Source organism: Anaerococcoides asporogena, assembly GCF_029590275.1.
Taxonomy (GTDB): domain Bacteria; phylum Bacillota; class Clostridia; order Clostridiales; family Clostridiaceae; genus JG1575.
In genome coordinates, this window is sequence record NZ_CP120965.1 from 2,025,803 (window position 1) to 2,050,935 (window position 25,133).

The window sequence follows — 25,133 nt, forward strand, 5'->3', positions numbered from 1 at the left end:
AAAGCCCGGATGGGCTCTTCTGAAAAAAGTATTATGCTTCTCTTACGCTCTTTGCCTGAGCAATGAGGTTTGCAAATCCTTGAGGATCGTGGATTGCGATCTCAGACAGCATCTTGCGGTTGATTTCGATTCCCGCTCTCTTCAGTCCGTTCATGAACGTGGAATAGGTCATTCCGTTCAATCTGGCCGCTGCGTTGATACGAGCGATCCAGAGCTTTCTGAAATCTCTCTTTTTCAGTCTTCTGCCGACATAGGCGTTTCTCAGGGCCCGGATGACGGTTTCATTCGCTGTACGGAACAGCTTGGATTTTCCGGCGTAGTAGCCCTTTGCAAGCTTCAGGACTTTTCTATGATTCTTCTTTGCGTTGACCGCTCTTTTTACTCTTGCCATTTATCTTGATCCTCCTTCTAAATGTAAGGAAGTAATCTTCTGATTACTTTTTCCTGGGCAGTGGAGACATATCCTGTCTTTCTTAAGTTTCTCTTTCTCTTAGCTGACTTCTTGGTCAGAATATGGCTCTTGAAGGCCTTGGATCTTTTGAATTTTCCAGTTCCGGTTTTGCCAAAGCGCTTGGCAGCCCCTCTGTGAGTTTTCATTTTTGGCATGATAAGGTTCCTCCTGTGAATTGATTATTTTACGTTGGATGTGATCACCATTGTCATATTTCTGCCTTCCATGGTGGCTGGCTTTTCAATGGTTCCGAATTCTTCGACTTTGGCAAAAAACTCTTTCATGAGATCGTAGCCTTTATGGCTGTGATCTGCTTCCCGCCCACGGAATCGGATTGTTACCTTGACCTTGTCACCGTCTTTCAGGAACTTGAGTGCGTTGTTGGCCTTGGTGGTCATATCATGTTCTTCAATGTTTGGTGAGAATCTGATTTCCTTGATCTCTACCGTGCGCTGCTTCTTTTTTGCCTCTTTTTCTTTCTTGGTTTGTTCATAGATAAACTTGCCGTAATCCATGATGCGACAGACAGGAGGAGTGGCGGTAGGAGCGATCATGACTAAATCCATTTCTTTTTCATCAGCGATCCGCTGAGCTTCCTTCGAAGACATAATTCCAAGCTGTTCTCCGTCGTAGGTCACAACTCTGACTTCTTTCTCTCTGATCTCGTTGTTGGTCGGGTAATTCTTGCTTATATTTTTCACCTCCGGGGATAATAAATAAGGACGGCATCACGCCGTCCTTCGTAAACTCTAACAGTTATGCGTTCATCGGTTGACCGACGATCGCATACTTGATTTCCAGTTTAGCATGACCTGACAAAACAATATCCGGCAGGTGAGAAACGGCAGTTTCTGCTTCGTACTTTTCTATGATAAAGGAATGCAGCTCTGTTGTCAAGAAAATATTGGAACTTCGCAAAATTCTTTCGCCGCTGCAGGATATGAGTCCAACAATCGCTTGATTTTTAGCGGTGATGCGAGAATCAACCATCCAAACGATAGGATGGCAGAGGATGATCAGCCGTCGGCCGAATCATCTGGCGAAAAAAAGAGAGGAACGCATTCCTCCCCCATCGAGAAAATTTATCTGAAATTTTTACTCAAATATTTTGAACAGCTGATTACGTGAATTCCCAGTTATATGAAAGATCAGAGCTGGGGGTATTAACCTCTTACAGACGAATGCGTTCAAGGAACATAGGATTGGCATAATCATGACGGTAAATGTTTCCACCCATCAGGAAGAAGATGATATCATTGCGCTCATAGCCTTCTTTGTGCAGACGGTTGGTCTTCATGAATTTTTTCATGTTGGAATTGCTCAATTGACTGATCGAACGGATTTCCATGGCAGAATAATACCGATTGGAGAAAATGCTCTCCAGGTTCTTCTGCATTTCCAGTTTGAATGCCAGGTCTGTCTCCGGATTTTGATGCGGGCCTAGCCCACCCCGGTGATGTTCCGGACATAGATAAATGTAATTAAGCGGTGTTTCCAATCCGCCCTCTGATTTGTGAATTACATGGTGCTTATCCCCTGGCTGGCCGCATACGATACAATGTGACAATAAGCAAAACCTCCTTCCTTTTCTTTATTATACCACAAACCGAAACTTATTCGAACATCTGTTACCAAGCGAGCAGTGCTGAACGGTGCTGAGCGGTGATGTGCATTACTGTGCGGTACTGTCTGTGTCCTATCCAAATCGAAAGGTGAATCTTACCGGAGTAAGACAGGATCTGAGTATCACTGCAATCACCGAATTATAATTTGTCACCGTTATAATTTGTAGTTTATTACAACGTTACAAAAAAGAAAGAAGAATGGCAAAGCCATTCTACTTATTGATCCGTTCTTTTAGTGTTTGACTTGGTCTGAACACAGGTTTCCTGAAGGCGTCAATTTTGACTTCTTCATTCGTTTTCGGGTTCCTTCCAATGCGTGGTGCACGGTCCTTCACCTCAAACGTGCCAAATCCTGTGATTTGGACCTTTTCTCCATCGATCAGTGCGACTTTCATCGTGTCGATGATCAGCCGAACGATCTCCTCTGCTTTCTTTTTTGTCATCGATTCTTCTTCAGCGATGAGTGCTATTACATCTGTCCTGTTCAAAACCAAATCCCCCTCGAAAAATGTTTTATATATATATCTCAATTAAAATTATAAATTTGGTTTTATATTTAGTGATTACGAAATGGTGACATTATCAGCTAATTTTTTGAAATCTCAGTGATAATTTTGCCAATATCCTCCTTCGAGAATAAGTAACGCTTATTACAGAACTGGCATACCAGTTCCTCCGTTCGTCCTTCTTCATGAAGCTGCTTCAGTTCTCTTAAGCCGATGGAAATAAATGCTCGCTCCACCCGCTCTCTGGAGCAATCGCAGAAATAACGAGGCTGAGCTTCCGCATTAATGATCAAATCCATGTCGTCAAAGAGCATGTTCAGGATTTCGTGAATTGAATTTCCATCGCACAGCAGACTGGACAGCGGTGGAATTTCTTCCAGCCGGAAAGTAATCAGATCTGCCAGCATGGGATCATGTCCGGGCATCATCTGAACCATCAGTCCGCCCGCTGCCTGAACCGTCAGATCCGGATTCAGGCTTTCGCCAAGCAGCACTGCCGTAGGCAGTTGTTCTGATACCGTGTAATAATAGGCGATATCTTCCGCAATCTCGCCGGTATAGATTGGAACACTGGAGACATAAGGCTCCTTTAATCCCATATCCATAATCACCGTAAATTTTCCTTCCCTGCCGACGGCTCCGGCTACATCAAAGCGGCCGTGCTCATTCAGCGGAAGCTCCATCTCCGGATTGCCTAGATAGCCTTTAACCTCAAGGTTCATGCCTGATGTGACAAGGCAGCCCATGGATGGTCCATCTCCCTTGATCTGAACCGTCAGGCGATCCGATTCATTCTTCAGGACCGCGCCCATCATCAGTCCGCCGGTGAGCATGCGCCCCAGGAGGACCGTACCGGTCGCCGGGAGCTCATGAAGGCGCCTGGCTTCATCAACTATCTCTCTCGTATCCGCGGCAATTATCCGTACCATGCCATTCATGGCGGTTGCTCGAATCAGTTTATCCATTTATCGTAACTCCTTTTGTAAGCACATAGACGATTCTCTCAGAACCCGGAGAAGCGGGTTTTTCTGTATAACCGTCGTATTTCCCGGCAATCATAAATCCGGCATTTTGTGCTGTTTCATCAATTTCTTCTTCTGTATGCAGATGCATGACCTGCTCTTCCGTAACCCGGTGATAAAGCGGTGGATCATATCGTCCAGCACTCTTTCCCCTGGTCCGGATAAACGCATTAATAGTCAGCTCGAGGGTTTTCCCTACCAGCTGATTCTCCCAAACATGAAAATAATCCTCGTCATCATAGACGAACACTCCGGTCATTGCTGCTTTGGTCAGCTTATGGACGCTGGAGATATCAAAGATCAAAATCCCTGTATGTTCAAGGTTCCGGTAGCTGTTGTGCAGAAATGCCTCCAGTTCCAGTGAGTCCAAGTAATTCGGAATATCAAGAACTGAAATAATAAGGTCAAACCGATCCGGATACAGAAATGTGGGAGCCTCCCCTTTTAAAAAAGTGGCCTGCCCGGAACCGGAGTATTTATTTCTGGCCAGGGTCAGCATCTCTTCAGATGGATCGCACAGAATCATCCGTTCCAGACTGGGCAGGATCATCAAACCGGCATTGCCAGTCCCACATCCCATATCCAGGGCGTACTTCCCCTTCACGTGAAATTGACGCATCTGACCCAGAATGAAATCAGCCATAGCCTGATAATCAAAATCCTCTTTGATCTTCTCTTCGTAGATAGCTGAAAAATCCTGATACATAATGAGTTCCTTTCCATGTTCGACAGCGCTGATTGTGATTGAAAATTAGCGCTATTCCTATTATAACTCATTCATTCACTCAGGGAAATGACTTAACGGAGATGTTTGTTGATGGTCTGTGATAATGTCACCTTGTATTTGTGCCGTAATTTGTTAACCACGTCGAAGTTCAAAAATATGTCACCCCAGGCTTATAAGTTGGAGGATAATGGATCGGGAAGATTCATCGACTGCTTCCTTCGGTTGAATCCTCGAGATGATTCATCTGAATTTATCCTTTGGATGGTTCTTCGAGAAATTTCATCGGACTGCTTCCACCGGATCTTTCTTCGGGATCGTTGTGATTCACTTGAATGTGACTGCTTGGACGTCATTCCGACCGGATAATTTTTCGTTTTTTTGATCATGACGGATCAGCCACTGGCCTGCAAATATTTGAGCAAGCACTCCTTGGGATTGCTCCGGAGTGCTTGCTCAATTGCTTTTTGGCCCAGCCCCTCTTCAGGTTCTGAACGGTCTGAATGATTTTGATATCTTTCCCGTTCCGTTCACTGCTTAATCAGGGGGTGATCGGATCAGGCGTCTGTTTTACAGTTCATCATTGGCAATGATCAGAAGCAGTTTGCCAGACTCAATCGCATTCGTAAAGATTTCAATCTCGTCGTCCTCTACTCCGAGGCGGGTAAACGCATTTTCAAATTCTTCCTGTGCGCCAACCAGATTCCTGAACTTATCCCACAAGCTCACATCAGTGGATTTCGACTCATCCGCCAGTGTTTCCAGGCGGCCTTTGATATTGTCGATCCGATGCTCCCCCTTGGCAATGACATACATGTCCGTGTCATGGTATCCTGTTTGCTTCAATTCATGGATGCGTTTTGTCACTTCATCCTGATTATTATATATTTCAATTTTGTTCTTCAGCATAACCCGCTTCGCCAGCCTCCTGAGCATTGACTGATTTACAATCATTATAGCCCGAAAAGACTGCCGCAAGACTCGTTATCCTTCGGTCATTTCTGGTTAATTTTTTGTGTCCATGCCTGGTCGCCGCTGCTGCTAGGCCATTGAAGACATCGTTTCTTCGCAGTCCATGGCAGTGTCTTCGTCACTTTTCTCCAAATGTTCCAGACGGCCGATCGAAACTTCATAGGCCGTGCAGATTTCACGCTCGTTTGTGCCGAAACATTTCTGGTATTGGCGGCTTTGGAATCTTCCTTCCAGTCGAATTTTGTCCCCGACATTGAGATGTTCCGCAAACCGGGCATTTCTGCCCCAGGCGATTGCCGGAATATAATCGGATTTTTTGTATGCCCGATTAACAGCAACCAGCAGATCTGCGATCTCCCTGCCAAAGGGAGTGGTCCGAAAAACAGGCTTCTTGCAGACATACCCCTCCAGCTCGATGTGGTTTGGATCCGGTGTTCCTTCAGCGACTTCTCCAAGTGACCGCGCAAACACTGTCAGAATGAGCTTGTTCCTGCCGCCTTCCATTTTGTTGTAGCTTCGCAGCTGGCCCTGAACTATTATTTTCTGGCCAAGAGTCAGAATTTGCCCATTCAGGCTTTTTTCAGCGATTGTGACTTGAATGTCATCTGTTTTATCGCTGAGGCGCTGCACCGATAGGGTGAACACATTGAATTTTTCGTCATACAGCTCGTGCGAAAACGCCAGTTCACTGCAGACGGTCCCTTCCAGTTTGATCAAATTGCAATTTTCCTTATGTTCCATGGTCTCCCCCAAAATGTTTATCTCTTTTTTTACTATCGCATGGACCCAGTTATACTTCCTAATAATAGCAAAATGTGTATTCGATTTCAATATTCTTTCAGTTTTGACTGTACTGGTTTTTTTAAATCAGTGTTCGATTCCTTCTGTTATGCACTTCTTGTCCGGGCGCATTCTGCCTGACTATCACAGAAATGCACTTGATCATTTCTTCCGGGTCAGGCCGCATGCTCTGCCCAAGGAATTTGCTGAAATTATTCTCTCATTTCAGAGTTCCCTGCCCTGGGATTCGTGTTTGATGTGATATTATAGGATATATGATTGTTTTTTGGAGGACATTATGCAGGACAATAGAAACATTGCTGAAAATAAAATATTGATCTTGTACGCCCTGGTTAACGCCCGGTATGCCATGACCAAGCATGACTTGTCCATGATTATGCTGGATAATCTCCTGATGAGCTATTATAACTTCCAGGATTCCATTTACGGATTGAAAGACGGACGCTTCATTCTCCTGGACAAGGATGGTCTGGATGAGTACGTTGAGATTACAGATTCTGGCCGTTCCATGCTGGAACTCTTCTCCTCGAATCTGGATGTCCATAAGCGTTCCATGATCGATGTCTATATGGAAGAAATGAAGAATGAGCTCATTGAGAAGAACACGATCCATGCTTCATACTCCCCGGTAGAGGACGGCCGCTGTCTGGTTGAGATTCATGCCAAGGAAGGCCGGCGGATGATTTTCAATCTGGGTATTGAAGTGCCCAGTCAGGCAGATGCCGAATATATCTGCGATAACTGGAAACGCAATCCGGAAGTAATTTACTATCAATTCCTTAACCTTCTAACCGCCAATCGCGATACCGAAACTTCCCCTTCCCGGGAAGAATAAATACCAGTCGGTCCCTGATAATCAAAGACTGGCTGGCATAGAGAAAATATTGTAGAACAGGTTTGAATGCAAACCTGTTCTTTTTTAATCCTGAGACACAAATGAGAGTTCCTGTGGATCGCACCTGCGCCGCCTTTGGCGGAGCAAATATCACGGTTCTTTATGTGGGAAGTTTGAAGCCATCCGGGAGGGCGGCTCTTTCATACCTGCCTTGAAATGCCTGTCTGGCATCCTGGGTATGCCTTGCGATGAATTCGTGCTTAGCATTGGTGTAGCCGTCCCGATCATGCTCATACTGTTTCCAGAGTGCCAGTTTCAGTTGTTCATACTCCGCGGCAATTTCCGGGTACGTCAGTAGATAGTCGCGGAAATACAGCTCATCATGGTCTCCCTCCCGACGCAGATGCAAGTGAAATACGCGCTGGGCAAATCCGTTCTCCGAGTATCCCTTATTAAATGACACTCGGGTTTCACTCTCTGACATGCAGGTATAACCTGCCGCTGCCAGGCAACGCCTGATCTCTTCCTGATGATCCCGGGCTTCAACCAGAATATCAATAATCGGCTTTGCCCAGATTGAATCAACTGCTGTACTGCCAATGTGACTGATCCGAGAAACAGAACCCAATGGCAGGACAGACCTCAAGAGATTCAGTTCCTCTTCATACCAGTCCGACCAGCAGGATTGGTGTTTCGTCAGGTAAATCGGAAATAACTGCCAGAGTTCTTCCAATGTCATTTCACTCAATTTCTTACTCATCCCGCACCACCTCGATTCTGCAGAGTCGTTCCCATGATCTGTTCCCGGCAACCCTCGGTGAGAATTGAAGGCGTCTCCCTGAAATTCGGCATGACCAAAGAGTTGGATTCAGGTTGGACTTTCCTTATTTTCCCGTCATCAGCAAGAGCTATCCTGTCAAATGGCAGAATAGCTCCTGTTCTTTCCCTATGGGCGGGTGCCCGACTGGCTTACGGCTTTACGATTCTTGTCTTATTGCCCATGTAAGGCTGAAGAACTGCGGGAATCAGGACTGTGCCGTCTTCCTGGTAGTTGTTTTCGAGGAAGGCTATGAGCATGCGGGGCGGGGCCACCACGGTATTGTTCAGGGTATGGGGGAAGTATGTTCCGTCCGATCCCTTGGCTCGAATGGAAAGCCGGCGCGATTGAGCGTCCCCCAGATTCGAGCAGGAACCGACCTCGAAGAATTTCTGCTGACGGGGAGACCAGGCTTCCACGTCTACGGATTTGACCTTCAGATCAGCCAGGTCGCCGGAACAGCATTCGAGCTTGCGAACCGGAATATCCAGCGTCCTGAAGAACTCCACCGTAATGTCTGCCATTTTATGGAACCAGTCCATGGATTCGGCGGGTTCGCAGATCACGATCATTTCCTGTTTTTCAAATTGATGTACCCGGTATAATCCGCGTTCCTCAATGCCGTGGGCGCCGACTTCCTTGCGGAAGCAGGGGGAAGAGGATGTCAGGGTCAGGGGCAGTTCCTCCGGCCGGATGATGCTGTCGATATACTGGCCGATCATGGAATGTTCGGACGTACCGATCAGGTAGAGATCTTCCCCATCGACTTTGTACATCATGTTGTCGCGTTCGGTGAAGCTCATGACGCCTTCTACTACGTTGGCGCGAATCATGTAAGGCGGAATGCAGTAGGTAAATCCCTTGTCAATCATGAAATCCCGAGCATAGCTCATGATGGCGGAATGAAGCCGCGCCATGTCGCCTTTCAGGAACCAGAAGCCATTGCCTGAGGTTCTGCGGGCCGTATCCATGCTGGCTCCGTCGAGGGCTTCGACGATATCCATGTGATAAGGAATTTCAAAGTCCGGGACGAGGGCTTCGCCAAATCGTTCCACTTCGACATTCTCGGAATCATCGCGGCCGATGGGCACTGAATCATCAATGATATTCGGAATCACCATCATACGAACCCGGATTTCTTCCGCCAGGCGTTTCGCTTCGACATCCAGCTCCGCCAGACGATCGGCTTCCTGCTGTACTTTCACCTTAATCGCTTCCGCCTCGTCGCGTTTGCCCTGCCCCATCAGCTTGCCGATTTCTTTGGACAGCGCATTGCGCTGACTCTTCAGGGTTTCTGCTTCCGTCAGGGCGGCCCGGTAATTGATGTCGAGTTCCAGTACCTCATCCACCAGCGGCAGCTTGGCCTCCTGGAATTTCTTTTTTAAATTCTCCCGGACCAGATCCGGCTGATTTCTGAGCAATTTGATATCTATCATAATTTCCTCCCGTTTATTGTGCGTCCCGTTTGTTAAAACCGATTAGTGCTCATAGGGCAGACCGAATCTCTGCCGCATGGTGCGCCGCATGTCACCCACCATATAGAGGGAACCGGACGCGATGACATAACCGTCATCCGGACATTGCCGCAGCGCGCTGGACAGCGCCGTGTCGTATTCCTCTTCCCAGGTTACGTGGTCATTGAATGTATGAATGTATTGATAGAGATCCTGTGCCAGAGAAGCCCGGGTAGAATTGGGGGTCACGCAGATCACAGCGTTCGCGTCGCGGGCAATCAGATCCGCCATCTGATGGGTATCCTTATCGGCCAGAATTCCAAGGATCAGAATATAAGGGCGGTCCGGATAGTAAAAATTCAGCGAATTCTTGAGCTGCCGGATGCCATCGACATTATGAGCTCCGTCAATGATCACCAGCGGATCATGGTTCATGATCTCAAAGCGCCCCATCCAATGGACCGTCTCCACTGCTTCGGCGACCAGATCCGGCAACAAATTCAGGCCCGCGACCTGAGAAAGCCGATACAGAGCCGACACCGCCAGCAGGGAATTGACCTGCTGATGCACGCCCAGGAGCCGCAGGTTCGCTTCAAAGTCCCAGGTTCCGGCTTCATAACGCACTCGCTGAACCCCTGTTTCCTCGGCAAAGCCAAGGAATGAGACGTGATTTGGATCGACAAACTCAATCGGGCTCTCCATGAGCCGGGCCCGTTCCATAATCACCCGCTCCGCTTCAGGCAGCTGCGGATAGGCCACCACCGGCACCCCGGGTTTGATGATGCCGGCCTTGGCCTGAGCGATTTCGCCAATGGTGTTTCCCAGCACATTCATGTGGTCAAAGCTGATGGAAGTTATTATCGACAGCAGCGGTGAAACCACGTTGGTGGAATCCAGATCGCCGCCCAAACCGACTTCGATCACGCAGAAATCCGGCTGCTTTGCCTGAAAATACAGAAACATGACCGTGGTGATGATCTCAAATTCCGTCGGATGCTCCAAGCCTTCCGCAACGCACTCGGCCACGGCTCCCGCGACTTTTTCCGTATAGAAGGCCAGATCGGCATCGTCAATATTCTTCCGGTTAATCTGGATTCGTTCATTAAATTCTTCGATATAGGGCGAGATATACAATCCAACGGTATACCCGTGCTTCATCAGCACTTCCGAGGTGATGGCAGCCACCGACCCCTTTCCGTTGGTTCCGGCGATATGGATCACTCGCAGATCCAGATGCGGATTTCCCAACTTGCTGAGCATACATTCCATGCGGGACAGTCCCAGGTTCTGGCCAAATTTCTGGGTCCCGGTGATGAAGGCCATTGCTTCTTTAATATCCATAGTACTCATACTCCGAATGCACGATCCGATTTTCTGATTCGGTTCGTTTGATATAGTCTATTTTAGCATAGAAAGAGCCGGAAGGGGTCCGTGGGTTCCCCTTCCGGTTCTGATTGCCAACAGTCCTACCGGGCGCTGTAATCACCCTGACGATCGCGTCCCGGGGAGACTCTGACTTCATTCTTCAGGATGCCATAGCAGACGAGATCCAGATATGCCCCGTCCTTTTTCACAGCCTGCCGGAGCACGCCCTCCTGCTTCATCCCCGCCTTCTCCATCACCCGGCCGGAAGCCTTGTTCCAAGAGAAATGCCTGGCAATGACGCGGTGAACACCCTGGGTCAGAGCAAACTCGATCACCCGCTTCAGGCTTTCCGTCATATAGCCCTGCCCCCAGTAAGTTCGATCCAGCCAGTAGCCGGCTTCTGTTTCATCATGCCGGTTGAACGGCGACAGGCCGATCACTCCGATAAACTTCCCCGATTCCTTCAGACAGATCGCGAAATCATGTCCGGCCCGCCCTTCGCGGCGGCTGGTTTCAATCGTTCCCAGCCACGCCAGGGCATGATCTCTGGTATAGGGCCGGGGGATCAGCAAGGTGTTCTGATAGATCTGCGGGTCCTGGCAAATTCTGGTGATTTCCTCGATGTCGCCCTCGCATACGGGGCGGAGCAGCAGACGTTCCGTCATCAGCTCCATGTTACAGCACCAGCGTTTCGTCGTAACTCTTCTGGGTTTTCGCCAGCAGATCGCGATACTGCTCCAATTTGACCCGTTCCTCGGTAATTACTTTCTCCGGCGCTTTGGCCACAAATTTCTCATTGGAGAGCTTGCCTTCAATCCGGCTGACTTCTCCCTGATATTTTTTAATTTCCTTGCCCAGACGCTCCAGTTCCTTTTCCTTGTCGATCAGATCAAGCAGGGGCAGAAAGATTTCTCCGCCCGGGGTGACCAGAGTGACCGTATCGGCCAGTCCTTCCTTGGACTCCACTAAAATCACTTCACTGGCAAAACCCAGCCGTTCCAGGTAGGCACCGCTCTGCCCAAAGGCTTCTCTGGCGTCTGCTGCCGGTAGAATGTAGGTCTTGGCTTTGCGGCCGGGATGAACGTTCATTTCCTGCCGAATCGTCCGGATTGCCTTGATGGCAGCAATGATATGGTCCATATGACGGGCTTCCTCACCGAAGGAGAAGCGATCTTCATAAATGGGCCAGGCTGCCAGCGTGATGGTTTCCTCTCCGGTCAGATGGGTATAGATTTCCTCGGTGATAAAGGGCATGACCGGATGGAGCAGCTTCAATCCATCCGACAGCACCTTGACCAGAACGTTCATGGTGACGCCTTTGGCCTTTTCATCAGCTCCGGTGAACGCAGTCTTGCTCAGTTCGATGTACCAGTCACAGAATTCAGTCCACAGGAAGTCATAAACTTTCTGGAGTGCGATTCCGATTTCAAAGCGTTCCAGGTTTTCGCTGACTTCGCGGATCACTTCATTGTTGCGATGCAGAATCCACTGATCCGCCAGAGAATATTCCTCACAGCCCTCATACCGCTTCATCAGGTCGGCATCCAGGTTCATCATGGCGAACCGTGATGCGTTCCAGATCTTATTGGCAAAGTTACGGGCTGATTCCACCTTGTCGTCGTTGTAGCGAATGTCATTGCCCGGAGCATTGCCGGTAACGAGCATGTAGCGCAGCGCATCCGCGCCGTACTGGTCAATGACATCCAGCGGATCAATGCCGTTGCCCAACGACTTGCTCATCTTGCGGCCCTGCTCGTCACGGACGATGCCATGGAACAGAACGGTATCAAAGGGCTTTTTGCCCATGTTGTGCATTCCGGAGAAGATCATGCGGGCCACCCAGAAGAAGATGATGTCATAGCCAGTCACCAGGGTGCTGGTGGGATAGAAGTAATCCAGATCCGGAGTCTGTTCCGGCCAGCCTAAGGTTGAGAACGGCCACAGAGCGGATGAGAACCAGGTATCCAGGACATCCTCATCCTGACGCAGGCGCTCGCTCCGGCAGGAAGGACAGTAGTCCGGAGTTTCCTCCGCGGCAATGACCTCACCGCAGGTCTCGCAGTACCAGACGGGAATCTGATGTCCCCACCACAGCTGACGCGAGATGCACCAGTCCTGAATGTTTTCCATCCAGTTGTAATAGGTCTTCTCCATTCGTTCGGGAATGAACTGAATCTCCTTGGTGCGAACCGCGTCGATGGCCGGCTGGGCCAGCGGTTCCATTTTGACGTACCACTGGTTGGAAATCATGGGTTCAATGGTCGTGCCGCAGCGGTCGTGGGTTGATACATTGTGCACGATGTCCCGGGTTTTGAGCAGCAGTCCCTGCGCCTGCAAATCGTTCAAAATGGCTTCTCTGGCCGCATAGCGGTCCAGTCCCTGATAAGCGTAGCCCTTTTCGTTGATCCGGCCTTCCTCATCCATCATGACGATCTCCTGGAGACCATGGCGCAGCCCGACCTGGTAGTCATTGGGATCGTGGGCCGGCGTGATCTTGACGCAGCCCGTACCAAAGTCCATGTCCACATAGGAATCCGCGATGACCGGAATCTCCCGGTCCGTCAGCGGCAGCCGGATCGTCTTTCCGACCAGGTGACGGAACCGTTCATCTTCCGGATGAACCGCCACGGCCGTATCTCCCAGCATCGTCTCAGGACGCGTGGTGGCAATTTCCAGATAGCCGGAGCCATCGGTGAATGGGTACTTGATGTGCCAGAAATGGCCGTTTCTTTCCTCATACTGCATTTCTGCATCGGAAATCGCGGTCAGGCACTTGGGGCACCAGTTGGTTATCCGCTGGCCGCGGTAGATCAGTCCCTCGTTGTACAGCTTGACAAAGGTGTGCCGCACGGCCCGGGACAGATTTTCATCCATGGTAAAGGCTTCTCTGGTATAATCCACCGAGCAGCCCAGCCGGTCCAGCTGACCCTTAATCTTTTCGCGGTATTCTTTCGCCCAGTCCCAGGTGTACTCCAGGAACTTCTCCCGGCCGATTTCTGATTTCACAATCCCTTTGGCCAGAAGTTCATTCTCGACTTTCACTTCGGTAGCGATGGACGCATGATCCTGGCCTGGCAGCCACAGCGTGGAGTATCCCTGCATCCGGCGGAACCGGATCAGTATATCCTGCAGTGCATTGTCCAGGGCATGGCCCATATGAAGCTTGCCGGTAATATTAGGCGGCGGCATGACAATGGTATATGGTTTCTTGTCCGGATCAACGGTCGGGGAAAAATAGCCTGCCTCGAGCCAGGTTTTGGTCAGTCGTTCTTCAAATTGCCTGGGATCATAGGTTGTCGCCAGATCCGTTTTCATGCGCTTGTCTTCCATCTTTTATCATCCTTCCTTCAGGCAATCTGTTCGAACCGCCCCGATTCAGCAGAATCCTGCTGAATTGACGGCTTCGCGACTCCTGTTTCAAAAATTTGTACTTTAAAACCAGTTGCAGTGTCTTGGGTTCATGGTTCGCTGATGCCTCATCAGCCAGGCCGCTTATTCGATAAACCGGCCAATCTCTTCCAGTACATCTGAAAGAATCCGAACTGATTCCGAAATGGTGCCGGCGTTGAGGCTGTGGTCAGCTCCCGGATAAACCTTGAGCCTGGAAGCCGCCTCGCCGAGGGTTTCCAGGGCCTTCTCATGATCGAGCAGGTGGTCTTCGCTGCCGGTGAAGGCCATGAAGTTGATGATCCCGATCTGAAGGGCCATGGTGTCCACCATCTGATCAATGGGCGTCAGATAGACGCAGCGGACCGGCTGATTCTGGCGCTGCGCGGCGTCCGAGGCAAACAGTGCTCCCACGCTTTTCCCCAGAAAGACCAGGTCGCCGCTTCGATCTTCTCCGGTCAGAACCTCGTCCACGACACCTGACACCAGATTTCCCATAGCATGCCTGGTGCGCTCATTCAGACTGAATTCGCCGTAGGACAGAATCAGCAGATTGTATCCTTTTTGCATCGCCAGACGGGTGGCATAATACAGCAGCGGTTTGTCAACTGTATAACCCTTCCCCGGGAAAAGGACACACAGGCCTCTTGAGTCTGGATTTTCCAGCAAGGTGCAGTTGATCTTCAAATCCTGGTATTCTGATTGGATAATCCGCCGTTCGACTTTTTCTTCTTTCATCGGTTGCTCCTCCCCAAAAAAATTAAAATAAAAAAGGGCCTTCGTCACATAAGGACGAAGACCCGCGGTACCACCTTAATTCCCACCTGAGATGGGCTCTCATCAGATAACGGTCATCCGGACCGTTCCCGGTTACTAAATTTTCTCCGGGACAGCTCGAAAAGCTACCTTCCGTTCCTTTCCCCTGTCGATCTTTCAGCCTTGGATCGATTCTCTGCAAAGGGTCCCCGAACATACTCCTCTTTTCTGTATGCGCTTTTGCTATTCAGTTCATGGAGCCGTCTGCTTCATGGAATAAAGATCCCTGCATCACTGGGTTTCACGAATCAGAATCTCAATGATTCAAAGCCGCAATGAATCAGAATCGCAAGGAATCCTTCATCATCGGTGATGGATTAGTTATCTTCAATGAGGCTATTATAGCCTTCTTTGGCTAAAACTTCAACCAGGCGGCTGCCGACTTTTTGGGTCAGGCTCGGATTGAGTTCAATGATTTCCTTCCCCGCCAGGTTCTTAAACGCTACCGACAGCATCAGCTTAATCCGATTGAGCTGGTTGACCTCCGACGCGCCTGGATCATAGTCGATGGCCGCGATATTGGCTTCGGGGTGAATTTCCCGCAGCTTCTTGATCATGCCCTTGCCTGTAACATGATTCGGGAGGCAGGCAAAGGGCTGCATGCAGATAATATTGTGGACGCCTTCATGCAGCAGTTCCAGCATTTCACCGGTCAGGAACCAGCCTTCTCCGGTCATGTTGCCCAGCTGCAGGATTGGTTCGGTCTTTTTCGCCAGATCATAGATTGAGGCCGGCGGGTAAAACCGATTGGACGTTTTCAGGGCCTTCTTCATCGCCTTGCGGAAGAACTCAATACCGGCAATGCCGGCATGTCCGCCCAGGGCTGAGGTCATGGAGCCTCCCAGGTACTTATGCTTGTAGTCGGAATCCAGTGCGGAATAGAGGAAGAAATCCATCAGATCCGGCATTACGGCTTCCGCCCCTTCGCTTTCGATAATGTCTACCACTGAATTATTCGCCGTCGGGTGGAACTTGACAAGGATTTCCCCTACCAGTCCAACCTTTGGCTTCACCAGATTTTCATGGATCGGGAATTCATCGAAGTCTTTTACGATGGCCTTGCAGTTGCGTTCGTATTCCAGGAAACTGCCCTTTTTCAGGCTCCGGATGCAGCGGTTGACCCAGTGGTCATAGAGGGCGTTGGCTGAACCGGCGACCTTCTCATAAGGCCGGACCTTATACAGCACCCGCATCAGCAGATCGCCGTAGATCAGTCCCTGAGCGGCCCGGGACAGCGTGGGCAGATCAAACGCCATGCCCGGATGGCTTTCAAATCCCTGAACCGAGAGTGGAACGCAGGGTACATTGGCAAACCCGGCATCGCGCAGCGCTTTGCGGATGAAGGCCACATAGTTGGTGGCACGGCAGCCGCCGCCGGTCTGGGTGATGACCACTGTCGTGTTGTCCAGGTCATATTCACCGGACTGCAGCGCATTGATCAGCTGGCCCGTGACCAGGATGCTGGGATAACAGGCGTCATTATTGACATACTTCAGACCCGCTTCAACCGCACCTTTGTCGACTTCAGGCAGCAGAACGACCCGGAATCCGGAATACTGGAGAGCAGCCTCGACAAACTGGAGGTGTATGGGTGAAAGCTGAGGTGAAATAATGGTATGCTGCCTTTTCATTTCTTTGGTGAACGTGATGGGGGTACAGTCAATCGCTTCGGGTACCGGTACGTACTGATTGCGCTGACGCTCTTCCATGGCTGCCTTGAGCGACCGGATCCGAATGCGGGCCGCGCCCAGATTGTTGCCTTCATCGATTTTCAGGCAGGTGTAGATCTTGCCGACGCCGGAGAGGATCTCCTGAACCTGGTCGGTCGTCACTGCATCCAGCCCGCAGCCGAAGGAGTTGAGCTGAACCAGTTCCAGGTCCTCCCGGGCGCTGACCACAGAGGCGGCGTGGTAGAGCCGGGAATGGTAGGTCCACTGATCCACGACCCGAAGCTGCCGCTCCTCGGTCTGGTCCAGATGGCAGATGGAATCTTCGCTCAGCACCGCCATGCCAAAGGAGGTAATCACCTCCGGGATGCCGTGGTGCACTTCCGGATCAACATGGTAAGGCCGTCCGCCCAGAACAATGCCTTTGATCTGGTGTTTGCGGAGATATTCCAGGGTTTCTTCGCCAAACCGGCGAATGTCGGCCTTATACGCATCGCGTTCGGCAAAGCCTTTGCGGCAGGCCGCTTCCCATTCTGACAGGGAGATATCGCACCGGTTCTTGAAGATCTGATACAGCCGGCGAGCCAGTTTGTCGCGGTCACCAATGTTCAGGAACGGGTTCAGGAAGGGAATGGAGCTTTCCTTGAGATTGTCCACGTTGTTCTTAATGACTTCCGGATAGGAGGTCACAATGGGGCAGTTGTAGAAATTGTCAGCTCCCTTGAATTCCTTTTCCTCAAAGGGAATGCAGGGATAGAAGATGAGATCCGGCTTTTTTCGAATCAGCCACTCAATGTGACCATGCACCAGTTTCCCGGGATAGCAGACCGATTCCGAAGGAATGGTCTCAATGCCCATCTCATAGAGCTGTTTGGACGACTGGGGTGAGAGCAGCACCGAAAAGCCCAGATCCGTCAGAACCGTATGCCAGAAGGGATAATTCTCATACAGGTTCAGCACCCGTGGAATGCCGATGACGCCGCGTCGGGCCTCTTCTTTCTTCAATGGCTTATAGTATTTGAAGGTTCGTTCAAATTTATAGGCAAAGGCGTTGGGAATGGTGGATTTCTCCAGGTTGCCCAACGGACGCTCACACCGGTTGCCCGAAATGAACTGCTTCCCGCCGGTAAATTTATTGATCGTAAGCTGACAGTTGTTGGCACACAGGCCGCAGCGGCGAAGATCCGTTTCATAGCTGAACTGTTCGATATCGGACCGGCTCCGCAGGGTCGATTGGTGGCCTTCCTCAAACCGTTCCCGGGCAATCAAAGCAGCTCCATAGGCGCCCATGAGGCCGGCAATGTCCGGGCGCACGGCCTGCACACCCGAAACCAGTTCAAAGGCCCGCAGTACGGCATCATTATGGAATGTACCGCCCTGAACGATGATCTTCTCCCCCATTTCTTTGGGGTTGCGAATCTTAATAACTTTATACAGGGCATTCTTAATAACCGAGTAGGACAGTCCTGCGGAGATGTCGCCCACGCTGGCTCCCTCTTTCTGGGCCTGTTTGACCCGGGAGTTCATGAACACCGTGCAGCGCGTTCCCAGATCCACCGGGGCGCGGCTGGTCAAAGCTTCCCCTGCGAAGCCCTGCGGCGTGGTATTGAGTCCCCGGGCAAAGGTCTCGATGAACGAGCCGCAGCCGGAGGAACAGGCTTCATTGAGCAAAATGGAATCAATGACGCCGTTTTTAATGCGCAGGCATTTCATGTCCTGCCCGCCAATATCCAGGATAAAGTCCACGCCATGGAGGAAGTGATCGGAAGCCTTGTAATGGGCAATGGTCTCAATCTCGCCGATGTCGACGCCAAGGGCCTCGCGGATCAGCGATTCGCCATAACCGGTTACGCAGGAGTTGGCAATCCAGACCTTGTCATGGAGTGCTTCATATACTTTCTTGACCTCTTCGACGACTTTATCCAGCGGTTTGCCTTCATTGGAACCGTAGAAGGAATAGACCAGATTCCGATCCCGGTCCACCAGGGCAACCTTGGAGGTGGTGGAACCGGCATCAATCCCAAGGAAGAGCGGTCCTTCCACCTCATCGATGGCTACCCGGTTCACCCGTTCGCGATCGTGGCGCGCCCGGAACTCTGTCAGCTCCGCCTCCGTTTCAAACAGTGGCCGCAGGCGCTCGACTTCATTCAGTGTGATTTCCCGCTTCCTGCGCAGTCGCTCGACCACGGTGTAGAAGTTCACCGCATCGGATTCTTCCGAGATCAGCGCCGCACCGATGGCGACGAACAGATTGGAGTGTTCCGGACTGATGACAGCCTCATCGGAAAGGTTCAGCGTCTCAATGAAACGCTGTCTCAGTTCCGACAAGAAGAACAGCGGACCGCCTAAGAAGGCGATGTTGCCCCGAATCGGACGGCCGCAGGCCAGACCGGAAATGGTCTGATTCACTACCGCCTGGAACACGGAGGCTGCAATGTCCTCCGGCCGAGCGCCCTCATTGATCAGGGGCTGCACGTCGGTCTTGGCAAATACACCGCAGCGGGCTGCGATGGGGTAAATGGTCGTATGATTTTTTGCCAGGTCATTGAGACCCTGAGCATCCGTCTTCAGGAGACTGGCCATTTGATCGATGAACGCTCCCGTGCCCCCGGCACAAGTGCCGTTCATGCGCTGATCCATGGCTTTGCCAAAGAATGTGATCTTGGCATCTTCACCGCCCAGCTCAATGGCAACATCCGTCTGCGGAATATAGGTCTCCACCGCCCGGGTACAGGCGATCACTTCCTGAGAAAACGGGATGTTCAACAGTGCAGCGACGCCAAATCCGCCGGAGCCGGCTGCATTGATGGTCACCGGCACATCACCCAATAATTCATAAACCTCTTCCACGATGCCCCGGACTGTACTTCTCACATCGGAGAAATGGCGGCGGTAGGTGGAATAAATCATGTCGTGTTCATCATTGAGAACAATGATTTTAACTGTGGTGGAACCGACATCCAGGCCAATACTGTATTTTAATGACATGTACATCCCCTCTTTGATGGTCTGCCAGCCAGACCCGGGTCCGGTGCAGAAAACAGAGATTTGTTATAAATTTTTTATCGTTTGTTTCATTCGGCTGGTTGGCGGCGCGGGCGCTCCCGCGGCACAGCGGCCGGATGGCGGATATTATTATCTCATCATAGCAGGCAAGTGGAGCCGGATGGTTAAATTGAGGTTAAATCATTCTTCCTCAGCCTGTTCTAAAGTCATATTATAAACCTTTTTGATCAAATTGTAATCATAGCCCCGTGAGAGGAGAAACCGATAAACTTTTTCCCGAATTTTGTTCTCTTCCAATCCTCGGTTTTTCAGACTCAGAACCTTTTTCCGGCAGGCCGCCAGTGCGTGGGATTCTTCCGCATCGCTCATGTCCTCGAGCAGGTCCTGGGCGATCTCGCGATCTACGCCCTTCTGGGCCAGTTCCTGTTCGATAGCTCTGGAGCCGCGCTGACGGATCCGTTCTTTCAGATAAGCCTGCGCGAATTTTTCGTCATCCAGAAAACCATACGAAGCAAGGCTCTCCAGGGTCGCCTCAATGGCTCGGTCGGAAAAATCTTTCTCCTTCAGCTTGTCGCGGACCTCTTTACGAGTTCGCATACGTATATCAAGCAGGTGAAGTCCCGCTTCCCGGGCTTTCACCAGTTCATCTTCCACAATCAGTTCGCGCAGCTCCGGCAACTCGATGCGGGATTCCGGACGCAGACTTCTTCGGAATGCGACTTCCTGAGATAAAAGGAATTCGGGAGATTCGGGGTCCTCCATCAGATCGCTCCAGTCCTGGGGCGTCAGATTCGCTTCATGCTCTTCCCAGGCTGCTGAGACCTTGACATACCCTTTTTTTCCGGTCGCCGGTTCAATTCGTTTAATATGCATCAATGCCACCTCCTGGTCGTGGATTGCAGCCGGCCCCAACCCCTGGGCCAGCCAGCTTGCTGTATCCCCTGTGCCGCTGACAGCCGCGGGCGGGTCCGGTGAGCTGACTGGCTGCCTGAGTGACTGCCACTCTAAGCGAAAGAATCAGCCTCTTCTTCGTCATGCTGTGGTATAAGCAGAGAGATCGTCGGAGTAGAAAACACCAGCTGGGCTACCTGACGCAGTTCATCCACCGACAGGTTTTCCATCTCCCGGAGCTCTTCCTCATAATGAAGCAGCGCCCGGTCATCCAGCGCGTTGGCCGCCACATAGCTGCACAGTGCCGGGGTATCGTCCAGCAGTGCTGCGATATGAGTTCGATGCATTTTCTGGGACAGCTGGAGATCTTTCTCCGTCAGGGGAATTCGCCCCGCTTTGAGATCCGCGATGATGTTCAGAATGATCTGAAGGACCATCTGAACATTTTCCGGTTCCGTGGCACAATAAACTTCCAGTGTCCGTACGTGGGGGGTCAGATCCAGCCCCGAATAAATATCATAGGACAGGCCCCGCTTTAACCGGATTTCCCGGAACAGCAGAGAGTTGTCGGAGTCGCCCAGCCGGCGGTTCAACACTTTCAGGGCAGTTTCCTGAGCCGGATCCAGATCCGGAAAATGATAAAGCAGCGTCACCGTCGCCATTTCCGAAGAGTCTGTGGGGGTTTCCCATTCTCCGGTATGGTTTGGCGAATCATGGAAATAAAATGACTGAACGCCTCGGGCAGGCCAGCTCTCGAAATAGCGACGGACCCTTTCCTGCATTACTTCATGTGGCTCATGGGAAGCCAGCACCAGGGTCGCCTGATCCGGTGTCAGGTACTGAAGCCGGTGGCGTTTCAGATCTGCCAGCGTCACCGCCGCGATGGATGCTTCATCACCGATCACATCGTACCGGAGCGGCTCCTCCGGCCAGGCCCTGGCATAAAGCAGATCATAGGAAATGGTCTCCAGATCCTCCAGCCCTTCTTTATATTCACTGAGTATGACGGACCGTTCCCGGTCCAGCTCCGACTGAGTCAGGTCGGTGTTTTGAACCAGATCGGACACCAGGTCCAGAGCCGCTTCCATTTCACCGGACAAGGCGGATACCGAAAGGATCAATTGCGTCAGATCCGTAAAAGCGTTGACGTCGCCGCCCAGAAACTCAAACTCTTCGTTAATGGCATCATGGCTGCGCCGGGTCGTTCCGGTGAACAGCATATGTTCCAGAACGTGGGTCATTCCTTTCTGCTTGGGGGGATCCATCATGGAGCCAACCCGGAACCCCAGGTTCAGCGCCATGATCTGGCTGTCTTTTTTTATAGTTATCAAACGCAGACCGTTTGTTAGGTAAAGTTCTTTAATATCAGGCATATGTTCCATCCTTTTTCACAATCTAGCCTCCATTATAAGTCAGCCAAAGAATTATTACTATCTTTCCCGTTCACAAACAAAAGTTTGAGAATCATTCCGGTTCTTTCGGGGTGATTCTCATACTGCTCCATTTCCAAACCCACTCATACCAATCCTTAGCCTCTTACCCTTTCGGATCCTTTCGGATCCTTTCGAACCCTTCCGAATCAATCCGAATCCTTCCGCGTGCTTCCGGCAATTCCCGGACTTCATTGGACTTTCCCGGCTTTCTCCTTTTCTTTTAAGATCATTGCGATATCCTTTTCATCATGATTCCTTTTCCCGGATTCTATCGTTTCTTGATTTTGATTCTTTCCGAGTCTTTCTATTTGATTTTGCACAATCAAATAAGGGAAGCCGACAAAACCGCAACGAAACGTTCTGATTTTTTCCATCCTGACGGGACAAGTACGTTATGGATGAACGGATCAAAGTTTTCGATTCATTGAAATTGTTTACTTAAAATGTTTATAATTGGAGTAGACTGCACAATGCTACGAATACATGGAGGTGTTCTTTCGAATGACTGAAAAAGTGGTTATCACCGGAAACGAGGCGGTCGCCCGGGGCTTCTGGGAGGCCGGCGGCAAGGTTTCCGCAGCCTATCCCGGCTCACCCACGGTATCGATCACCGATACGCTGATGAAGATGAAAGAAGTGGATGCCAACTGGGCAACCAACGAAAAAGTAGCCCTGGAAATGGCCATCGGCTCATCCATTACCGGCGCCCGCAGCCTCTGCGTCATGAAACACGTGGGACTCAACATCGCCCTGGATCCCTTTATGACATTTACCCAGACCAGAACCAAAGGAGCCTTTGTTCTCGCCATTGGAGACGATCCAGGCCTGACCAGTTCCCAGAACGAGCAGGACTCGCGCATGCTGGCTCAGTTTGCCAATATTCCCGTGCTTGATCCGGCAACCCCGCAGGAGGCACTGGATTATACCAGGGAAGCTATCAGGCTCTCTGAGCAGTTTGAGACCCCTGTGATGCTGCGCATTATGTCCCGGCTGTGCCATGCCCGCGGCGTAGTGGTGCTGAATGAGCGCAAGGATTCCCATATTGCAGGTTTTGAGGAAGATCCCTCCAACTTCTGCATGCTTCCGCCCTATTCCAATGCCCAGCAGTACTTCATGAAAGACCGCATGGAGAACCTGGCAAAGTTCAATGAAACGTATCATCTGAATACCTGGGAACGCCAGGGACATGATACGCTGATCATTACCTCGGGGCTCGTATCCGGCGTTATCAAGGAAATTGCTCCCGCGGCAGACATCTACAAACTGGCCATGGTCTGGCCATTGCCGGTGGAGAAGCTCCGGGAAGCTGCCAGCCATTACCGGAAGGTCCTGGTGGCCGAAGAAATGATGCCAGTGATGGAAAAGGAACTCAAAGCCGGCGGAATTGACTGTGAGGGGAAAAAATTCTTTTCCTTCACCGGGGAGCTGGATTTTGAAGCGGTCCGCCACGCCCTGGCAGAAGCCGGCGTCATCACCGCCACGGAACCCGATGTCATGGAGCCGCTGAAAACCGTTGACCGGACACCGATGCTCTGTGCCGGCTGCCCGCACCGTCCCGTATTTGACAGCTTAAAGAAACTCAAAGCCACGGTGGTCGGTGATATTGGCTGCTACTCGCTGGGTATTCTCCCGCCCTTCCAGGTTCACAAAACCAACATTTCCATGGGCGCTTCCCTGGGCATGGTTCTGGGCATGGCGAAGGCCAACCGGCTGGCAGGCATCGATAAACCCTTGGTTGCAACCATCGGCGACGGCACGTTCTTCCATTCCGGGCTCTCCGGCATGGTCCAGCTCTCCGACATCAAGGAAAATATCACCGTTATCTGCATGGACAATCGAACCACCGCAATGACCGGCGGACAGAAGACCATGACGACCAACGAATTGTTCTCGGACGATTCCAAGGAAGCTCCGGAGCATTATGTCTCGATCTACAACATTGTCAAAGCCATGGGACTCGAAGATGTCGAGGTCGTGGATCAGTTCCAGGTCAAGGAATTCCACAAGAAACTCAAAGACGCGATGAAGCGGCCCGGAATCTCAGTCATTATCACAACCCGGCCCTGTGCCCTCAACTTTAAGATAGTCAATCCGCCCTTCTATGTGGATGAAAAAATCTGCATCGGCTGCCGCAGCTGCGTCAATACCAACTGCCCGCCGATCAATATGCAGAAGTACGAAGGCATTGAAGCTCTGAAATCCCACATCCACGCTGACATGTGCGTGGGCTGCTCCGTCTGTTCCCAGGTCTGCCCGGTCGGCGCGATCAAACCCCTGGCTCAGAAAAAAGAGGAGGTAAAGGCATAATGGAGATCGTAACCATCCTGATCGCCGGTGTCGGCGGACAAGGTCTGGTTCTGACAACGGATCTTATTGCTCAGGCAGCCTTCCTCGAAGGCTATGAAGTTGCAACCAATGACGTGATCGGACTGTCCCAGCGCGGCGGGAAAATCAACGGCTCGGTTCGATTCGGCAAAAAAGTTCCGACGCCAAATGTACCAAAAAATTCAGCCAGCGTCCTGCTGGGCCTTGAGAAACTGGAAACGCTGCGGTTTGTCGATGAAGTTATCCCGGGCGGTCTGGTTCTCATGAACCAGAAGGAAATCTATCCCAATCCCGTCCTGATGGAAAAAGAAGTATATCCCGGCGACATTGAGAATCAGATCCGCACCCGCAACGTCCGCCTCATTCCCATAGATTCAGAAGCAGAGGCGAAGAAGCTCGGGAACATCAAAGTGGCGAATACAATCCTCATCGGCGCCCTCAGCACAGTGGTTGACATCAAGGAAGAGAACTTCATCAAGGCAATCGAGATGAAAGTTCCGCCCAAAACCATACAGGCCAATCTGGCAGCCTTCGCCTACGGCCGCCAGTTCATGGGCGCCTCGGCCGCAGTACCGGTGACAAGGTCAACCGAGCAGCTGCCGGAAGAATTCCGGCCCGAGCAGGATGAATCCGCCAAAGCTGCCCATCCGATGGATCCGGCAGGTTACGAAGTCGTGCCGGAAGCGCCGTCGCCCATTCCCTCAGAATCGGCAACTCCGATGAACACAGAGATGCCAACGTATGTCTGCACCGTGTGCGGGTATGTCTATGACCCGGTGGCCGGTGATCCCGACAACGGCGTGGACCCAGGCACCCCGTGGGAAGAAGTCCCGTCCGACTGGACCTGTCCCCTCTGCGGAGTAGGAAAAGACCAGTTTGAGCAAAACTGATCCCCGAATTCGGCAGGTAATTCGAAACCTGAACTTATGAACCTTTGAACGAATGAACCTTTGAACGAATGAACCTTTGAACGAATGAACCTTTGAATTTCAGAACCCCTGAAGGCGTGACCCGGCTTCAGGGGTTCTACCTCGGA

At 51.1% G+C, this 25,133-nt stretch carries 21 protein-coding genes and 1 other annotated feature; of the genes, 3 read left to right on the forward strand and 18 right to left on the reverse strand.

Features of this window, described 5'->3' with window-relative positions; translation table 11 throughout:
• Positions 1–31: 31 nt before the first annotated feature.
• The 9 genes from rplT to P6M73_RS09465 form a co-directional block, all read right to left on the reverse strand.
• On the reverse strand, positions 32–391 hold the full coding sequence (gene rplT / locus P6M73_RS09425; protein WP_277852803.1) for a 50S ribosomal protein L20: 360 nt from the start codon (positions 389–391) through the stop codon (positions 32–34).
• A 17-nt stretch (positions 392–408) separates the two neighbouring features.
• A complete protein-coding gene (gene rpmI / locus P6M73_RS09430; RefSeq protein WP_277852804.1) occupies positions 409–606 on the reverse strand; it encodes a 50S ribosomal protein L35 in 198 nt (65 codons plus the stop codon).
• 24 nt (positions 607–630) lie between these two features.
• Positions 631–1,152, reverse strand: coding sequence for a translation initiation factor IF-3 (infC, locus tag P6M73_RS09435; protein WP_277852805.1), 522 nt, complete (start codon positions 1,150–1,152; stop codon positions 631–633).
• A gap of 470 nt (positions 1,153–1,622) precedes the next feature.
• Complete coding sequence (locus P6M73_RS09440) at positions 1,623–2,018, reverse strand: HNH endonuclease (RefSeq protein WP_277852806.1); 396 nt, start codon at positions 2,016–2,018, stop codon at positions 1,623–1,625.
• Between the two features lie 270 nt (positions 2,019–2,288).
• Positions 2,289–2,564 (reverse strand): HU family DNA-binding protein, encoded by a 276-nt coding sequence (locus P6M73_RS09445; protein WP_277852807.1) that lies wholly within the window; start codon positions 2,562–2,564, stop codon positions 2,289–2,291.
• Positions 2,565–2,662: 98 nt separating this feature from the next.
• Complete coding sequence (gene hslO / locus P6M73_RS09450) at positions 2,663–3,547, reverse strand: Hsp33 family molecular chaperone HslO (protein ID WP_277852808.1); 885 nt, start codon at positions 3,545–3,547, stop codon at positions 2,663–2,665.
• The gene (locus P6M73_RS09455) at positions 3,540–4,310 is read right to left on the reverse strand and encodes a class I SAM-dependent DNA methyltransferase (protein WP_277852809.1); all 771 of its coding nucleotides are present in this window, start codon (positions 4,308–4,310) and stop codon (positions 3,540–3,542) included. The genes hslO and P6M73_RS09455 overlap by 8 nt, the downstream gene beginning before the upstream one ends.
• 588 nt (positions 4,311–4,898) lie before the next feature.
• Entirely contained in the window at positions 4,899–5,237 is a 339-nt protein-coding gene (locus P6M73_RS09460; protein ID WP_277852810.1) for a YflT domain-containing protein, read from the reverse strand.
• A 132-nt stretch (positions 5,238–5,369) separates the two neighbouring features.
• A complete protein-coding gene (locus P6M73_RS09465) occupies positions 5,370–6,041 on the reverse strand; it encodes a single-stranded DNA-binding protein (RefSeq protein ID WP_277852811.1) in 672 nt (223 codons plus the stop codon).
• Between the two features lie 337 nt (positions 6,042–6,378).
• Here P6M73_RS09465 and P6M73_RS09470 point away from each other — a divergent pair, with 337 nt between their 5' ends.
• Complete coding sequence (locus P6M73_RS09470) at positions 6,379–6,936, forward strand: DUF4364 family protein (protein ID WP_277852812.1); 558 nt, start codon at positions 6,379–6,381, stop codon at positions 6,934–6,936.
• Positions 6,937–7,096: 160 nt separating this feature from the next.
• Here P6M73_RS09470 and P6M73_RS09475 read toward each other — a convergent pair whose 3' ends face one another.
• From P6M73_RS09475 to P6M73_RS09515, 9 genes are all read right to left on the reverse strand, one after another.
• Positions 7,097–7,696, reverse strand: coding sequence for a GrpB family protein (locus P6M73_RS09475; protein ID WP_277852813.1), 600 nt, complete (start codon positions 7,694–7,696; stop codon positions 7,097–7,099).
• A 209-nt stretch (positions 7,697–7,905) separates the two neighbouring features.
• Positions 7,906–9,189 (reverse strand): serine--tRNA ligase, encoded by a 1,284-nt coding sequence (serS, locus tag P6M73_RS09480; protein WP_277852814.1) that lies wholly within the window; start codon positions 9,187–9,189, stop codon positions 7,906–7,908.
• A gap of 42 nt (positions 9,190–9,231) precedes the next feature.
• Complete coding sequence (locus tag P6M73_RS09485) at positions 9,232–10,548, reverse strand: bifunctional folylpolyglutamate synthase/dihydrofolate synthase (protein WP_277852815.1); 1,317 nt, start codon at positions 10,546–10,548, stop codon at positions 9,232–9,234.
• A 125-nt stretch (positions 10,549–10,673) separates the two neighbouring features.
• Positions 10,674–11,246: a GNAT family N-acetyltransferase gene (locus P6M73_RS09490; protein ID WP_277852816.1), complete on the reverse strand. Its 573-nt coding sequence runs from the start codon at positions 11,244–11,246 to the stop codon at positions 10,674–10,676.
• A gap of 1 nt (position 11,247) precedes the next feature.
• A complete protein-coding gene (locus P6M73_RS09495; RefSeq protein ID WP_277852817.1) occupies positions 11,248–13,902 on the reverse strand; it encodes a valine--tRNA ligase in 2,655 nt (884 codons plus the stop codon).
• A gap of 162 nt (positions 13,903–14,064) precedes the next feature.
• Entirely contained in the window at positions 14,065–14,697 is a 633-nt protein-coding gene (locus tag P6M73_RS09500; RefSeq protein WP_277852818.1) for an alpha/beta fold hydrolase, read from the reverse strand.
• Between the two features lie 47 nt (positions 14,698–14,744).
• Positions 14,745–14,957, reverse strand: a binding site (T-box leader).
• A gap of 135 nt (positions 14,958–15,092) precedes the next feature.
• A complete protein-coding gene (locus tag P6M73_RS09505) occupies positions 15,093–19,430 on the reverse strand; it encodes a 2-hydroxyacyl-CoA dehydratase (protein ID WP_277852819.1) in 4,338 nt (1,445 codons plus the stop codon).
• A gap of 198 nt (positions 19,431–19,628) precedes the next feature.
• Positions 19,629–20,321 carry a regulatory protein RecX gene (locus P6M73_RS09510; RefSeq protein WP_277852820.1) on the reverse strand — a complete coding sequence of 231 codons (693 nt, stop codon included), beginning with the start codon at positions 20,319–20,321 and terminating at the stop codon, positions 19,629–19,631.
• Positions 20,322–20,452: 131 nt separating this feature from the next.
• Positions 20,453–21,712 carry a M16 family metallopeptidase gene (locus P6M73_RS09515; protein ID WP_277852821.1) on the reverse strand — a complete coding sequence of 420 codons (1,260 nt, stop codon included), beginning with the start codon at positions 21,710–21,712 and terminating at the stop codon, positions 20,453–20,455.
• A 561-nt stretch (positions 21,713–22,273) separates the two neighbouring features.
• On the opposite strand from P6M73_RS09515, the gene P6M73_RS09520 reads away from it, so the two are divergent.
• Together P6M73_RS09520 and P6M73_RS09525 are read left to right on the forward strand one after the other, a co-directional pair.
• Entirely contained in the window at positions 22,274–24,079 is a 1,806-nt protein-coding gene (locus P6M73_RS09520; protein WP_277852822.1) for a thiamine pyrophosphate-dependent enzyme, read from the forward strand.
• Entirely contained in the window at positions 24,079–24,987 is a 909-nt protein-coding gene (locus tag P6M73_RS09525; RefSeq protein WP_277852823.1) for a 2-oxoacid:acceptor oxidoreductase family protein, read from the forward strand. The genes P6M73_RS09520 and P6M73_RS09525 overlap by 1 nt, the downstream gene beginning before the upstream one ends.
• The last annotated feature ends 146 nt before the right edge of the window (positions 24,988–25,133 follow it).

Excerpts from the sequence above, each read along its gene's own strand:
- rplT (WP_277852803.1), bottom strand. The coding sequence starts at position 391 with ATGGCAAGAGTAAAAAGAGCGGTCAACGCAAAGAAGAATCATAGAAAA.
- rpmI (WP_277852804.1), bottom strand. The coding sequence starts at position 606 with ATGCCAAAAATGAAAACTCACAGAGGGGCTGCCAAGCGCTTTGGCAAA.
- hslO (WP_277852808.1), bottom strand. The coding sequence starts at position 3,547 with ATGGATAAACTGATTCGAGCAACCGCCATGAATGGCATGGTACGGATA.
- P6M73_RS09455 (WP_277852809.1), bottom strand. The coding sequence starts at position 4,310 with ATGTATCAGGATTTTTCAGCTATCTACGAAGAGAAGATCAAAGAGGAT.
- P6M73_RS09460 (WP_277852810.1), bottom strand. The coding sequence starts at position 5,237 with ATGCTGAAGAACAAAATTGAAATATATAATAATCAGGATGAAGTGACA.
- P6M73_RS09465 (WP_277852811.1), bottom strand. The coding sequence starts at position 6,041 with ATGGAACATAAGGAAAATTGCAATTTGATCAAACTGGAAGGGACCGTC.
- P6M73_RS09470 (WP_277852812.1), top strand. The coding sequence starts at position 6,379 with ATGCAGGACAATAGAAACATTGCTGAAAATAAAATATTGATCTTGTAC.
- P6M73_RS09475 (WP_277852813.1), bottom strand. The coding sequence starts at position 7,696 with ATGAGTAAGAAATTGAGTGAAATGACATTGGAAGAACTCTGGCAGTTA.
- serS (WP_277852814.1), bottom strand. The coding sequence starts at position 9,189 with ATGATAGATATCAAATTGCTCAGAAATCAGCCGGATCTGGTCCGGGAG.
- P6M73_RS09485 (WP_277852815.1), bottom strand. The coding sequence starts at position 10,548 with ATGGATATTAAAGAAGCAATGGCCTTCATCACCGGGACCCAGAAATTT.
- P6M73_RS09490 (WP_277852816.1), bottom strand. The coding sequence starts at position 11,246 with ATGGAGCTGATGACGGAACGTCTGCTGCTCCGCCCCGTATGCGAGGGC.
- P6M73_RS09495 (WP_277852817.1), bottom strand. The coding sequence starts at position 13,902 with ATGGAAGACAAGCGCATGAAAACGGATCTGGCGACAACCTATGATCCC.
- P6M73_RS09500 (WP_277852818.1), bottom strand. The coding sequence starts at position 14,697 with ATGAAAGAAGAAAAAGTCGAACGGCGGATTATCCAATCAGAATACCAG.
- P6M73_RS09505 (WP_277852819.1), bottom strand. The coding sequence starts at position 19,430 with ATGTCATTAAAATACAGTATTGGCCTGGATGTCGGTTCCACCACAGTT.
- P6M73_RS09510 (WP_277852820.1), bottom strand. The coding sequence starts at position 20,321 with ATGCATATTAAACGAATTGAACCGGCGACCGGAAAAAAAGGGTATGTC.
- P6M73_RS09515 (WP_277852821.1), bottom strand. The coding sequence starts at position 21,712 with ATGCCTGATATTAAAGAACTTTACCTAACAAACGGTCTGCGTTTGATA.
- P6M73_RS09520 (WP_277852822.1), top strand. The coding sequence starts at position 22,274 with ATGACTGAAAAAGTGGTTATCACCGGAAACGAGGCGGTCGCCCGGGGC.
- P6M73_RS09525 (WP_277852823.1), top strand. The coding sequence starts at position 24,079 with ATGGAGATCGTAACCATCCTGATCGCCGGTGTCGGCGGACAAGGTCTG.